The sequence below is a fragment of the Microbacterium sp. Soil_N32 genome (assembly GCF_057655505.1).
On the sequence record NZ_JBDGME010000019.1, the window covers coordinates 878253 to 891505 of the forward strand.

12 protein-coding genes are annotated in these 13253 nt (G+C 72.6%); 7 read left to right on the top strand and 5 right to left on the bottom strand.

Annotated features, from left to right (window positions below; genetic code table 11):
- Nucleotides 1-60 precede the first annotated feature (60 nt).
- Genes AC3A3J_RS12460 through AC3A3J_RS12480 form a run of 5 tightly spaced genes read left to right on the top strand, consistent with a single transcriptional unit; the run spans nt 61 to nt 5693 of the window.
- Nucleotides 61-1551, top strand: a complete 1491-nt coding sequence (locus AC3A3J_RS12460; protein ID WP_487672570.1) for a glycerophosphoryl diester phosphodiesterase membrane domain-containing protein — start codon at nt 61-63, stop codon at nt 1549-1551.
- Nucleotides 1548-2189 (top strand): DUF4129 domain-containing protein, encoded by a 642-nt coding sequence (locus AC3A3J_RS12465; protein WP_487672571.1) that lies wholly within the window; start codon nt 1548-1550, stop codon nt 2187-2189. The genes AC3A3J_RS12460 and AC3A3J_RS12465 overlap by 4 nt, the downstream gene beginning before the upstream one ends.
- Nucleotides 2186-3424, top strand: a complete 1239-nt coding sequence (locus AC3A3J_RS12470; protein ID WP_487672572.1) for a DUF4350 domain-containing protein — start codon at nt 2186-2188, stop codon at nt 3422-3424. The genes AC3A3J_RS12465 and AC3A3J_RS12470 overlap by 4 nt, the downstream gene beginning before the upstream one ends.
- Complete coding sequence (locus tag AC3A3J_RS12475) at nt 3414-4385, top strand: AAA family ATPase (protein WP_487672573.1); 972 nt, start codon at nt 3414-3416, stop codon at nt 4383-4385. Before AC3A3J_RS12470 ends, AC3A3J_RS12475 begins: the two co-directional genes overlap by 11 nt.
- Nucleotides 4386-5693 carry a DUF58 domain-containing protein gene (locus tag AC3A3J_RS12480; RefSeq protein WP_487672574.1) on the top strand — a complete coding sequence of 436 codons (1308 nt, stop codon included), beginning with the start codon at nt 4386-4388 and terminating at the stop codon, nt 5691-5693.
- 48 nt (nt 5694-5741) lie between these two features.
- Here the strand turns inward: AC3A3J_RS12480 and AC3A3J_RS12485 are convergent, their stop codons facing one another.
- On the bottom strand, nt 5742-6734 hold the full coding sequence (locus AC3A3J_RS12485; RefSeq protein ID WP_487672575.1) for a stage II sporulation protein M: 993 nt from the start codon (nt 6732-6734) through the stop codon (nt 5742-5744).
- A gap of 16 nt (nt 6735-6750) precedes the next feature.
- Between AC3A3J_RS12485 and AC3A3J_RS12490 the strand changes: the two genes are divergently transcribed.
- The gene (locus AC3A3J_RS12490; RefSeq protein ID WP_487672576.1) at nt 6751-7560 is read left to right on the top strand and encodes an RDD family protein; all 810 of its coding nucleotides are present in this window, start codon (nt 6751-6753) and stop codon (nt 7558-7560) included.
- Between the two features lie 37 nt (nt 7561-7597).
- On the opposite strand, the gene AC3A3J_RS12495 is transcribed toward AC3A3J_RS12490, so the two are convergent.
- Nucleotides 7598-7804, bottom strand: coding sequence for a DUF3499 family protein (locus AC3A3J_RS12495; protein ID WP_314646548.1), 207 nt, complete (start codon nt 7802-7804; stop codon nt 7598-7600).
- An 81-nt stretch (nt 7805-7885) separates the two neighbouring features.
- On the opposite strand from AC3A3J_RS12495, the gene AC3A3J_RS12500 reads away from it, so the two are divergent.
- Nucleotides 7886-8311 carry a metallopeptidase family protein gene (locus tag AC3A3J_RS12500; protein WP_487672577.1) on the top strand — a complete coding sequence of 142 codons (426 nt, stop codon included), beginning with the start codon at nt 7886-7888 and terminating at the stop codon, nt 8309-8311.
- 9 nt (nt 8312-8320) lie between these two features.
- Here the strand turns inward: AC3A3J_RS12500 and AC3A3J_RS12505 are convergent, their stop codons facing one another.
- The 3 genes from AC3A3J_RS12505 to AC3A3J_RS12515 form a co-directional block, all read right to left on the bottom strand.
- Nucleotides 8321-9703: a DUF5719 family protein gene (locus tag AC3A3J_RS12505; RefSeq protein WP_487672578.1), complete on the bottom strand. Its 1383-nt coding sequence runs from the start codon at nt 9701-9703 to the stop codon at nt 8321-8323.
- Entirely contained in the window at nt 9700-12777 is a 3078-nt protein-coding gene (locus AC3A3J_RS12510) for a glycosyltransferase family 2 protein (RefSeq protein ID WP_487672579.1), read from the bottom strand. Before AC3A3J_RS12510 ends, AC3A3J_RS12505 begins: the two co-directional genes overlap by 4 nt.
- 103 nt (nt 12778-12880) lie before the next feature.
- Nucleotides 12881-13198, bottom strand: a complete 318-nt coding sequence (locus tag AC3A3J_RS12515; RefSeq protein WP_487672580.1) for a WhiB family transcriptional regulator — start codon at nt 13196-13198, stop codon at nt 12881-12883.
- Nucleotides 13199-13253 lie beyond the last annotated feature (55 nt).

Here is a 13253-nt window from a genome sequence, read left to right on the forward strand (position 1 = left end):
GTCCGCGCACCAGCGCGGGGGTATGGCACGATGGGAGCGCGCACGACGGAGGGAGTGCTTGTGAGCGTCCAGACCTGGACCCCTGCCCCGAAGAAGGGCATCATCCCCCTGCATCCGCTGTCCTTCGGCACCATCCTCGGGAAGGCCTTCGCCGCCCTCCGGCACAACCCCCGCGTGCTCTTCGGGTTCGCGGTCGTGGTGCAGCTGATCGTCGTACTGGTGACGGCCGCCCTGATGGGTGTCGTACTGTTCACGACGTTCTCGCGCCTCGAGACGCTCACGCCGGCGTCGCCCGACTTCGAAGCGGTGCTGAGCGGCACCATCGCCATCAACATCGTCGCGGCGATCATCGTGGCTCTCGCCTCGGTCGCCTTCACCGCCATGGTGCAGGGTGTGGTCGCCGCCGACATCGGTTTCGCCGCGGTCGGCACGAAGGCGACCCTGGGAATGCTCTGGCGCCGAATGGCTCCGTCGTTCTGGCGGCTCGCCGCCTACTCCCTGATCCTGGCGGCCGCCGTGTTCGGGGTCTTCACGATCGCCGCCCTGCTCATCGTGGGTCTCGTGGCGGGAGGGATCGCGAGTGGAACCGACGTCGTGGGCGTCGTGATCCTGATCGTCGTGATCTTCGTGCTCGGAAGCATTCCCCTCTACATCTGGCTCGGCACGAAACTCCTCCTCGTGCCATCGATCCTGGTGCTCGAGCGGGCGCGCCTGCGGGACGCGATCGTGCGGTCCTGGCGTTTGACGCGGGGCCGCTTCTGGGTGGCCTTCGGTGTGACCGCGCTGATCGGCATCATCATGGGCACCGCCATGCAGGTGGTGAGCATCCCCGCCTCGTTCCTCAGCCCCATGCTCATCGGCATCGTCGCTCCCACGGGTGATCCGGAGCCGAGCGCGATCCTCGGCATGGTGCTGCTCGCGCTGGTGCCCCAGATCCTCGTGCTCGCGCTGCAGGCCGTCGCGCAGGTCGTGCAGTCCACCGGAGGCGCCCTCGTGTACCTGGACTGCCGCATGCGGTACGAAGGGCTCGACCACACCCTGATCGCGCACGTCGAACGGCGGGAAGAGGGGTGGGACGACGACCGGCTCGGCGACCCCTACGCCGTGGATCCGGCTCGAGCGGTGACGAGCGCTCCCCCGCCCCGGCAGGTGCCCGAGCACGTGCTCGCCGCCCAGGGGTACGCGTACCCGCCGCAGGGATACGCATACCCGCCGCAGGTGTACGGCTCCCCGGTCCAGGGGTACGCCGCGCCGACCCCGCAGGGTTACGCCGCGCCGACGCCGCAGGGTTACGCCGCGCCGCCCCCGCAGGGTTACGCCGCGCCGACCCCGCAGGGCTACGGCTCCCCGCAGCCCGCGAACACGCCCCCGGCACCCCAGAACTACGCGGCCCCCGCGGCGCCGCAGGGCTACGCGACGCCCCCGCCCACCGGATACGCTCCCCCTGCGCCGGATGACGGAACTGCCCAGGCATACGCTCCGGCTCCCGCCCCGCCCGCTCCCGTCGCGGACTCCGGCACGGGTGCAGACGGCGGTGGCGCATCGGCATGATCCACCCGTTCGACGATCTGTTCATCCCGGACGGCGACGAGGCACGTCGCTGGGCCGAGGAGGAGCTGTCCAACTCGCGCTACGCGGAGGCCAGGCCCACCTGGTTCGATTACCTGGCACGCGACATCGGGCGCTTCTTCCGCGATCTCTTCAGCACCGACACCAGTAATACCGTGGGCCCGATCGGCCTGATCATCGTCTGCATCGTGATCGCGGCGGCGGTCGTCGCGGCCCTCATCATCTGGGGCCGCCCGCGCCGCCCCCGCGCGGTGCGACGCGCCCGCGCGGATCTCCTCGGCGCGGCCGACGACCGCTCCGCGGCGCAGCTGCGCGCCGACGCCGAGCGAGCGGCGCGCACCTCGGACTGGGACGGCGCCGTCGTGCTGCGCTTCCGCGCGCTCGCACGCGACCTCCTGGAACGCGACCTCATCGACCCGGCCCCCGGGGCCACCGCCCAGGCCATCGCCCGAGAAGCGGGCGGCGTGTTCGCCGCCGAGGCAGAGGCCGTGCGCCGGGCGGCGAGTGCGTTCGACGACGTGCGCTACCTTCGGCGGCCCGCAAGCGCCGACGATTACGCCGCACTCGCGGCGACCGACGAGCGGCTGCGCGCGCTCCGACCCGAGGCGGTTCCCGCGTGACCGTCGTCGACGAGGCACCGGCGTCCACCGGCGAGGCGCGTCGGAGTCCGGTGCGCGCGATCGTCGGATGGGTCGTCGTCGGCGTGCTCGTCGTCGTGGTCGCCTGGGTGGGCCTGCAGGTGGCCGCCTCTGCTCCCGGGTCGTACCGCTCGCTCGACCCCGAGAGCGCACGCGACACCGGCACACTCGCTCTCGCCGAGATCCTCCGCGATCGCGGCGTCGAGGTCGAGGTGGTGCGCTCGCGCGTCGATGCGGCCGCTGCACTCGACGATGACGCGACCCTCGTGCTGGCGAACCCGTACACGTTGACCGACGAGGGCGTCGCCGATCTGCTCGCGCCCGCGTCGAGGGTCGTGTTCCTCTCGGTCGGCGCGCACCTGCTCGACGAGCTCGATCTGGGCTCCTACGCCCCCGGCGTCGCCGCGTCGGTGGAGGCGAGCTGCGATGTGCCCGAGTTCGCCCGCGTGGGGAGCATCCGCCCCGACCAGCTCCTGCAGCCGTCCGACGGGGTGACCGGCTGCTTCGGCGATGACGGCGCCTCCGCCGTGCTCGTCGCCGATCGGGGCGACACCGTCATCTCGGCCGTCGACGCCAGCCGCCTCTTCACGAACGAGGCGCTGGCCGACGACGGTAACGCGGCGCTCGCGCTCGCCCTCCTCGGCCAGGAGGAGCGCGTCGTCTGGTACGTGCCGTCGCTCGAGGACAGCGACATCGAGGTGCAGACGCCCGAGACCCTCGGCGACCTCACCCCCGACTGGGTGACCCCCGCGATCCTGCTGCTCCTCCTGGCCGGGGCTGCAGCCGCGCTCTGGCGCGGGCGCCGGTTCGGACCGCTCGTCGCCGAGACGCTGCCGGTCACCGTACGCGCCTCCGAGACCATGCAGGGCCGCGCGCGTCTGACGGCCCGAGCCGGCGATGCCGCGCACGCCTCGGTCGCCGTCCGCGACGGCACACGACTGCGACTCGCGCGCCGTCTGACGCTCGGAGATCACGCGACCGTCGACGAGATCGCCGACGCCGCAGCCGACCGTCTGCGCATCCCTCGCGGCACCCTGCAGGGCCTGCTCGGAGGGCCGGCTCCGACCGACGACGCGGCGCTGATCGAACTCGCCCGACGCCTGGCGGACCTCGAGGCGGCGGTCGATGAGACCCTCCGCCCGCGGGGCGCCGCGTCCGGCACCCCGACCCCCGACCCCTCCACGACCACGGAAGACGAGGCATCACGTGACCGCTGAGTACAACCCCGCCGACGACGCCGCCCTGCGGCAGGCCATGCACCGTGTGCGCACCGAGGTCGACAAGGCGGTCGTCGGACAGGCCGGAACCGTGACCGGGCTGCTCGTCTCGCTGCTCGCCCGCGGTCACGTGCTCCTGGAAGGTGTGCCCGGTGTCGCGAAGACGCTGGTCGTGCGCTCCTTCTCCCGCGCGCTCGGACTCGACACCACGCGGGTGCAGTTCACCCCCGACCTCATGCCCGGCGACGTCACCGGCTCCCTCGTCTACGACGCCCGCACCGGCGAGTTCGACTTCCGCGCAGGCCCCGTCTTCACGAACATCCTGCTCGCCGACGAGATCAACCGCACGCCGCCGAAGACCCAGGCCGCCCTGCTCGAGGCGATGGAGGAGCGCCAGGTGTCGGCCGACGGCGAGAGCCGGGCGCTGCCCGACCCGTTCCTGGTCGCCGCGACGCAGAACCCGATCGAGCACGAGGGCACGTACTCCCTGCCCGAGGCGCAGCTCGATCGCTTCCTCATGAAGCTGGTCGTCGGCATGCCCGAGCGCGACGCCGAGGTCTCGGTGCTGCGACGCCACGCGTCCGGATTCTCTCCGCGCGAGCTCACTGGGCTGCAGGCGGTCGTCACCGCCGACGAGATCCGGGCGGCTCAGGCGGCCGCGGCTCGCGTGCAGGTGACCGACGACGTGCTCGGGTACGTCGTCGACCTCGCCCGCGCCACACGGCAGTCGCCCTCGGTCGAGCTCGGGGCGAGCCCGCGCGCCTCGACCGGTCTGCTCGCGGCCGCGAAGGCGTGGGCCTGGCTCAACGACTCGGCCGCGGTGACCCCGGACCACGTGCAGACCATGCTCGTGCCGGTGTGGCGCCACCGCCTGCAGCTCCGCCCGGACGCGCAGATGGAGGGTGTGTCGGCCGACTCCGTGCTGACCTCCGTCGTGCAGCAGACCCGGGTGCCGATCTAAGTGTTCGTCACCGGCCGTCTCCCCGTCGTCGTCGCGGCGGGCCTCCTCCCGCTCGTGCTCGCCGGCCTGGCCGGATACCCTGCCTACGCCGTGCTCGGCGGCTGGGTCGCGTTGTGTGTGCTGCTCGTGGTCATCGATGTCGCCGCGGCGGCGAGCGCCCGGCAGGTGGTGGTGACGCGCCGCCTTCCGGCGCGCACGCGCCTGGGCGAGCCGGTGCCCGTGAGCGTCGCGCTGCAGAACCGTGGAGCGCGCGTGCTCCGTGCCGTGATCCGCGACGCCTGGCAGCCGACGGCGGGCGCGGCACCCGGGCGCCCGGAGGTCGAGATCCCGCCGGCTGAGCGCCGCCGGGTCGACATCCCCCTCCTCCCCCGCCGACGCGGCGAGCTGGCCAGCGAGTTCGTCGTCGTCCGCTCGCGCGGTCCCCTCGGTCTGGGCGGACGTCAAGCCGTGCATCGCGTGCGCGGGGCGATCCGGGTGCTGCCGGCGTTCTCCTCGCGCAAGCACCTGCCGTCGCGACTCGCCCGTCTGCGCGAGCTCGACGGGAACACGAGCATCCAGGTGCGCGGCCAGGGCACCGAGTTCGACTCCCTGCGGGAGTACGTGCGGGGCGACGACGTGCGCTCCATCGACTGGCGCGCGACCGCTCGCGCGGGAACCACGATGCTGCGCACCTGGCGTCCGGAGCGGGATCGGCACGTGGTCATCATCATCGACACCGGTCGCACGGCGGCGGCGCGCGTCGGCGACGGCACCAGGGCCGATGCCGCCCTCGAGGCGGCCCTCCTGCTCTCGGCCCTCGCCGCGCGAGCGGGAGACCACGTGCACCTGCTCATGTACGACCGGGTGGCGCGAGCCCGCGTGACCGGTGTCGAGGGAACCGCCCTGCTCCCCGCGCTCACCGATGCCATGGCACCGGTGCACGCTCGCCTCGTCGACACCGACTGGCATGGCGCATTCACCGCCGTCCGCACGCTGACCACGCGCCCGTCGCTGATCGTCGTGCTGACGGCGCAGGATGCGGCCGAGTCCGCGCGTGGATTCCTCGGCGCGTTCCCGGCCGCCTCCCGTGCGACGACGGTGCTGGTCGGCTCGGTCACCGACGAGGGGATCGCTGCGGTCGCCCGTCGACGGGACTCGCGGGAGGACGTCTACCTCGCCGCCGCGGCGGAGCGCACCCTCCGCGACGCCGAGAACGTCGCCGATGCCATCCGGCGCGCCGGCGGTGAGGCGATCGCCGCCGACCCGGAAGCCCTGCCCCCCAAGATCGCGGACAGGTACCTCGAGCTCAAGGCCGCCGGACGCCTCTGACCACCCGACCGCGGGATCGGCCGTATCTGCGGGCCGCAACCCGCCGCGTCAGCCGGCGAGGAGGCGCGGCGTCCCCGCTTCGAACTCGACGAGGTCGCCGGTCTCCCCCCGGCGCGCGGCGCGCCCGCCGATAACGAGCATGTAGAAGAGGAAGATGCCCAGCGCGGCGGCACCGATGCCGATCTTGACCGGCCAGGGCAGCGCCCAGCCGGTGACGAAGCCCTCGACCAGCCCCGCCAGCAGCAGCGCGAAGATGAGGCCGATCGCGACGGTGGCGAGAGCGCGCCCCTGCGCCGCGAGCGATTCGCCGCGCGTCCGTGCTCCCGGTGCCACCCATGCCCAGAACATGTGCAGGCCCGCCGCAGCAGCGACGAACAGGCAGGTGAGTTCGAGCATCCCATGCGGAAGGACGTAGAGCAGCATGACCTCGCCCTGGCCGTGGGCGATCATGATTCCGCCCGCCTGCCCGACGTTCATCGCGTTGGTGACCATGGAGAACACCGGGAAGATGCCGGTCACCCCCATGATCACGCACAGCATGGCGATCCAGGCGTTGTTGAACCAGACCATCCCCATGAACACGGCCGCGGGGTTCTCGGTGTAGTAGCCGGTGAAGCTCTCGTCGGCATACTGCTGGAGAGCCTCGGGCGGTCCGAGCGTGGCCACCAGCGCCGGATCGCTCGCGATCCAGAACGCGGTGCCGAAAGCGATCGCGAGGAACCCCGCGCCGATCGCGAGGGTGGTCCACCGCAGTCGGTAGAGCGCAGCGGGGAGCTGGTCGACGAAGAAGCGCGCCGTCTGGGTGAGGATGCTGTCGGATGCTCCCGTCAGCCGCAGCCGCGCTCGGACGAGGATCGTCGACAGGTAGTCGCCCTGCGGCGATGCTCCGACGGAGGTGTTGAGCTCGGCGAGGTCGGCCGAGGCGGCGCGATAGCGGACGATGAGCTCGTCGACGCCGTCGCCGTCCAAGCGGGCTTTGCTGAGCTCGTCGAGACGTGCCCACTCGGCCCGGCGCGCATCGGTCAGTGCATCGGCGTCCACCTGATTTACTGTACTCATGTCCGCGCCGATCGATACGTCCGACGAGGTCCTCTCCGGCGAAGCCGTAGCGATCGGCGCGCAGCCGCTCGGCTTCCTCATGCGGTCGCTCGGGGCTCTCATCGACATGGCGGTTGGCTACGGGCTGTTCATCCTCTGGCTGTTCCTGCGCACGTGGCTGATCGACGCGGGGGTGATGACCGAGGCGACCGATCGCATCGCGAGCATCGCCGCCCTGGTCACGAGCTTCCTCGTCGTGCCGATCGCCATCGAGATGCTCACGCACGGGCGCAGCCTGGGAAAGCTGGCGGTGGGCGGCCGTATCGTGCGTCTCGACGGAGGTGCCACCGGCTTCCGTCACGCCTTCATCCGTGGGCTGCTCGGGGTCGTGGAGATCTACGTGACGTTCGGCGGGTTCGCCGTGCTGAGCGGCGCACTGACCGCGCGCTCGCAACGCCTCGGCGACCTCGTCGCCGGGACGTACAGCCAGCGCGTGCGCACTCCCGCGCTCGTCGAGAGCATTCCGGTGATGCCGCCGGAGCTGGCCGCGTGGGCCCAGGTCGCCGACGTCGCCCGCCTCCCCGACCGTCTGGCGCGACGCATCTCGCAGTTCCTCGTCCGGGCGCCGCAGCTCATGCCCGGGGCACGCGCGCGGGTCGCGGCGGAACTGCTCTCCGAGGCATCCGCCTTCGTCTCCCCCATGCCGGCGGCTGCCCCCGAGCGAGTACTGCTGGCGATGTCGGTCATCCGACGGGAGCGGGAGCGGCGGGCGCTGCTGACGGCGGATCAGCGCGCCGAGCGCCTGACCGGCCGCCGCGTCGGCGTCTGAGCGTCACGCCCGCGCGACGCGGCGCGGGGCGCGCGGTTCAGGCGCGAAGCGCCTCGTGCCGCACCACGAGCCACCCGGCCGGCAGCGAGAGCCGATCGGCATGCGGTGCGCACAGGTCGTGCGCGTGCGGCTGCGACGCCGGCGCGAGCGGACCCAGCGCCGCCATCTTGTCGCCGTAATCGTAGGTGAGCGTGGCGACCGCCTCACGGGCGCAGGCGACCTTCGAGCAGAGTCTTCCATCCATCTCCGTCAGGCTATGCCCGGACCACCAGGCCCGCTCGGACGGCACGCCGAGCACCGCCGGCACACCGCCTAGACTCTCCTCATGCCCCGTCGCCGAGCCGCCGCCCCCGCCGCCTCCCGCCGCGGAGCTCGTCACGGGCGTCACGGTCGCCTCGGCCGCAGCGAGGTCGTGCGACCCCCGCTCGCGCCGCTCGACGGACGTCTCGACCGGTTCGACCTGGCGGTCGGCACCGCCGTGGAGTTCTTGCGCGGCACCTGGCCCGAACTGCAGAGTGTGCGCTTCGAGATCGGCTCGATGCCCGGTTTCGACGGAGGCGACGAGGTGCCGCGCTGGTTCCTCGATCGCGAACGTGAGCGTATCGTGCTGTTCCGACTGCCGATCGAGCGCCTGCTCCCTCCGGGGCACGACGATGACGCGCATCGGAGAATGGCCATCGAGAGCGCCGTGTTCCGGGCCGCGGCGGAGTACATCGGGCGCGAGCCCTGGGACCTCGGTCACGACCACTGAGCCGAGGCGTCAGGGATAGACCGTGATGCTGCCCTCGGCACCGGCGCTGGGCGCGATCGGCCACGTCGCCAGCGCCGCCGTGCCGGACATCACCACCCCGGCGTGCACTGCACCCTTCGTCGTCAGGCGATAGACCGTTCCGGCCTCGACGTCCACGTCGATCGAACCGCCGGTCGGCACGGTCACCTGTTCGCCGTCCTCCGCGCCGACAGCCGCGAGTTCGACGGTCGCGTCGGCGTCGCCGCGGTTGACGAGCTGCACCCGCGCGGCCGGCCCCTCGGGAACGGCGAACAGAGCCTCGCTCGCGATCTCCGACGCGGGGGTGTTCCACGCGAAGTCCGACCCCGCGCCGAAGCCGTTCTGCTGCCGCACGCCCGCCACCACAGGGACCTCCGACACGACGTCGACCGTGTAGGAGCCGGCGGCGAGATCGCGGAGCGAGACATCCGTCGGCACGTCGGCGCTGAGGGGAACCGTGAACTCCTGGGCGGCCGTGCTCGATCCGACGCGGCGCACCGTGACGGCCGCGGACCCCTCGTCGTCGGGGGCCAGCAGCCGCAGCACCGTCAGGTCGGCGTCATCGCCCTCGCCGTCGAAGACCTGCACACCGGGTACGACGACCGAGCGCTGCGGAGCGGCTACGGCATCCTGCAGATCGATCCCCGCGGGGTCGAGCGTGCGCACGAAGGAGGATTGGAGAACGGCTCGCACCGGCGCCCCCTGCGCCACGACCTCCACCACCGGCGAGGTGTTGCCCGCGGCGATCGACGAGAGCGGGAGGGTCGTCTGCGTGCGCGCGGGGATCACGAGTGTACGGTTGCTGCGACTCTCCCCGTGCACCGACAGCGTGACGGTCGAGGTCACAGAAGAGGCGTTCGTGAGCACGATCAGATCTTTCGTGCCGGTCGCCACGCTCCCTCCGACGAGCCAGGACTCGAGCCGCGCCTCTCCGCAGGGTGCGGCAGCGAAGCCCGCCAGGTCGCTGGCGGAGGCGGTGATCGACTCGGCGCCGGCGATGAGCGGTGCGGAGCGGCCGTCGACCCTGTCCGAGAGCCGAGGCACCTCGCCTCCGTCGACCAGGTCGGGAGCGGTGATCGCCGTCTGCTCAGGGTCGCCGGCCGTGCCCCCGACGACGAGATCGAAAGCTCCTGCGGAGCGAAGTGCGAGCGGGTCGGACGAGTCGCGGCCCAGCGCCTGCAGGTCGCCCGTGCAGGCGAGCACGGGATCACCGGCGAGCGGCACGACGTCGACCTGCGCCGGCTCGTGCGACAGCGCGGGCCAGGGCGCGTGGATCGCGAGCACGACACCCGTGGCGCAGGCGCCGGCGACGACGGTGCCGACCGCGATGCGGGCACCGGTCGCCACCCGTCGGAAGGTCTGAGCGCGACTCATCGCTGTTCCCCTTCGGGTCGGTTCTCGATGACTTGCGGGTCGTCTCGCGCGACGTCCGACGGCTGGGAGCCCGCCTCGGCAGACGCCTCGGCCTCCGCCTCCGCCGGCTCGGCACTCGTCTCGGCCGGCTCGACCTCTTCCTCGGCCGGCTCGTCACTCGTCTCGGCCGGCTCGACCTCCGCCTCGGCCGGCTCGATGGATTCGGACGGGACGAGACTGTCGTCGCCCTCCGCGAGACGTTCCTCCATGCGGCGGGGCAGCACGAGCGGCTCGTCGGCGCCCCGGCCGACGATGCGGGACCGCGCGCGAGCCACGCGACGCGAGGCGCGCGTGGGCAGAGCGAGCAGAAGAGCGGCGAGGAGCGCCACGAGCTGCAGCGTGATGAAGAACCCGGCCTGGCGGTGCTCCCCCTCCGTCATCGCCGCGGGAGCGGCGGGCTCCGCCTCGATGCGCCACAGCACACCCCGCTCGGTCGTGCCGGCGTGCACGAAGTCGGGGCGCTGATCGATCGCCGTGGTCGCCGAGCCGCGCAGGGCGCGTGCCCGATCGGACTCGTCGCCATCGACGTGGGCGAGCAGCACATAACTGACACCCTGCTCGGCGAGGCTGCCCGCCGCGTCGAACTCGCGTGCCGACAGCAGATCGACCGCCAACTCGCTGATGTCGGCGCCCACCACGTCTTCCGCAGTGCTCAGAAGGGTGGTCTGCGCGCCGAGCGTCTCACTCGCGCCCCACACCACCTCCGTGGCGACGCCACCGTCGTTCTGGGGGGTCAGCACGAGCGTGCGGACCGGCCGGTCGCCGGACGCCTGCGCCGCGACGTACGCGGGCAAGGTCGACACCGGACCATCCGTGAGCACGGAGCGATCGGCGTGCAGGGCGGTCAGGGACGGAACGGCGCAGACCGCGAGTGCGATCGCCGCGACCACGGCTGCTGCGGCACGCACCCGCGGATGCGTGAGCGCGGTGTCGAGCGTCACCAACGATGCTCCGACGACGCCGGCCCACGCGAGCGAGAGGGCGGCTCCGGGCCAGACGGCGACCGGCATACCCTGGGTGAAACCGACGGTCACGCCGACGACGACGAACGCGGTTACGAGGCCGGCGAGCGCGACCACGAGAAGAGTGATGCCGGCACGCCAGCGGGGCGCGACCGCCGCGCCCAGAGCGAGCAGGGCGAGCGGCGCGCAGAGAACGGGTGCCCAGACCGCCACCGGGCCCGGCAGGATCTCCAGCCATCCGCCGAGGTCCGACGCGGGGAAGCCCGTCGCGAGCGCCGAGCGGCCCACCGCATCGGCGCCGGCCTGCGGTCCCGCCCACACGCGGCCCGGGTCGCCGAGGAGCGCGAGGACCGATCCGTGCGCCAGCTGCCAGATGACGAGCGGCGCGAACAGCACGGCCCCCGGCACCGGGAGCCACAGCAATCGCACCGCGCCGCGGAACTGCGCCGTGCCGAGCGTGATGCCCACCGCGATGAGCCAGAGCAGCAGGAGGGCCGGTGCGAGTGACGGGGAGCAGGCGGCGACGGCGGCGAGCAGCAGCGAGGCGGCGCCGGCGGCGCCCCACGAGCGGTGCGCCACCGCAGCCGTGTGGAAGAGCCACGGCAGCAGCAGATGCACCAGGACCCCGGTGGGTCGTCCGTCGACCAGCGCGGTCAGGAAGGTCGGCGCGAGAGCCCAGACCACACCGGCGAAAATCCGCAGGCCCGGACGATCGGTGACGCGGGTGGCCGCGAACCAGCCGCCCAGCACGGCCAGCGGAAGAGCGAGCACCCAGAGCAGAACCATGGCGAACGAGGGGGCGCCCGGCCAGAGCGAGCCGAGCACCGCAATGACACCCGCGAACGGGTCGGCCGGACCGACGATGTCGATCCCCAGGCCGCGCGCGCCCCACGCGGCGTCGCCCCACAACGCCGACACCGTCTGACGCAGCGGCAGCAGCGCTCCGCCTCCGAGTGCGGGCCAGGCCAGGAGACTCGTGAAGGAGGCGACGCCGACGACGAGTGCCGTGAGGACGGCCCAGGCGCCGCCTCCCGAGAAGAAGTGCAACTCGCCGGATGCTCCGCCCTCGCTCCCGTGGCCGTCGTCCAGCCGTCGCCGGAGCTCCGACGACGTCGCGCGCAACGGCGCGATGCTCGCCCAGGACGACGTGCGGAACGAACGGATGCGCGCACGCGACTGCGCGATGGCACCGACGCGGGCCATGGCGACCAGCGCCGCACCCCACTCGGGGAGGACGGCCTCGGGGCGCTTGGCCACGAGGTGCCGGATCGACCGCCAGAGCGCCAGCGGCAGGAGGCTCAGCCAGTGCAGGGGCAACACGAACGGGGATGCGTAGGCGAGCCGCCGGTGGAGCTGGGCAAGTCGGGTGACGTAGGCCCGGCGCGAACCTGCGCGCGGGAGAGCCGCCGGACCGTCGGGCGACACCGAGACCCGTGCCCCGGGCGCGATCACCACGCGCCCACCGCCGAGCCGCGCGCGGACACCGAGATCGAGCCCTTCGTCGGCTCCGGCGAGAGCGGGGTCGGGCCGGAGGGCCTCGCGGACCTCGCTGCGGATGAGGAGTCCGCGCACGTCAGCGGCGAGCGCCTCGTCGCGACCGTCGTGCTGACCCTGGTCCAGTTCGCCTGCGGCAAGCTCGACCGAGCGCCCCAGCGTGGTCATCGTGACGCCGAGCGACACGATCTCGCGGTCGTCGTCGGTGGCGACCAGTTTGGGCGCCACGATCGCCGCCGACGGGGAACGCTCGAGCATCCCGGCCAACCGCTCCAGGGCACGGGGGTGGGGGGCCGTGTCGTGGGCGAGCAGCCAGACCGCACTCCCCTCCGCGACGCGGGGAGAGGCGAGCGCGACGGCATCCGCGAAGGAGGTCGACGGCCGCGCTTCGATGATCCCCTCGACCGAGCGGGCGATGGTCTCGCTGGTGCGGGCGGTCGATGCGTCTCCGCACACGACGAGTGTGACGGCGGCGACCGGGACTGTCTGCTCGTCGAGAGCCTCGAGGGTGCGGAGAAGTTGTGCGCGGGCGGAGGGGCCGGTGCGCGCGACGATGATGGCGTGTACTCGGGCTGGCATGACGTGGTCAGCCTATGCGGCAGGATGCACGCGCACGGTCAGCCCGCTCGGCGCGCCCGCGAAGCTCTCGCTCCACGGAGAACCGGCTCGTTCGCCCGCGGCCTCAGCTCGCGCGGCGCTTGAGCTTGCGACGCTCGCGCTCGGAGAGACCGCCCCAGATGCCGAAGCGCTCGTCATTGGCGAGGGCGTACTCGAGGCACTCTCCCCGGACATCGCACGAGGTGCAGATGCGCTTCGCGTCACGCGTGGATCCGCCCTTCTCGGGGAAGAACGCCTCCGGGTCCGTCTGCGAGCAGAGGGCATCGGTCTGCCAGGCGAGAGCGTTGTCGTCGTCCGTCTCGGCCCGGCGGACGCCGGGCACTCCGAGGTTGACCGGATCGACGAACCAGTTCTCCGGTACGTCGGATCGATATCCCGTCATCTCGACCTCCAAACCCTCTCGTGCGCCCCCCTCCGGGCCGTGCACACCTAATTAC

Excerpts from the sequence above, each read along its gene's own strand:
- AC3A3J_RS12465 (WP_487672571.1), top strand. The coding sequence starts at position 1,548 with ATGATCCACCCGTTCGACGATCTGTTCATCCCGGACGGCGACGAGGCA.
- AC3A3J_RS12490 (WP_487672576.1), top strand. The coding sequence starts at position 6,751 with ATGTCCGCGCCGATCGATACGTCCGACGAGGTCCTCTCCGGCGAAGCC.
- AC3A3J_RS12495 (WP_314646548.1), bottom strand. The coding sequence starts at position 7,804 with ATGGATGGAAGACTCTGCTCGAAGGTCGCCTGCGCCCGTGAGGCGGTC.
- AC3A3J_RS12500 (WP_487672577.1), top strand. The coding sequence starts at position 7,886 with ATGCCCCGTCGCCGAGCCGCCGCCCCCGCCGCCTCCCGCCGCGGAGCT.
- AC3A3J_RS12505 (WP_487672578.1), bottom strand. The coding sequence starts at position 9,703 with ATGAGTCGCGCTCAGACCTTCCGACGGGTGGCGACCGGTGCCCGCATC.
- AC3A3J_RS12510 (WP_487672579.1), bottom strand. The coding sequence starts at position 12,777 with ATGCCAGCCCGAGTACACGCCATCATCGTCGCGCGCACCGGCCCCTCC.
- AC3A3J_RS12515 (WP_487672580.1), bottom strand. The coding sequence starts at position 13,198 with ATGACGGGATATCGATCCGACGTACCGGAGAACTGGTTCGTCGATCCG.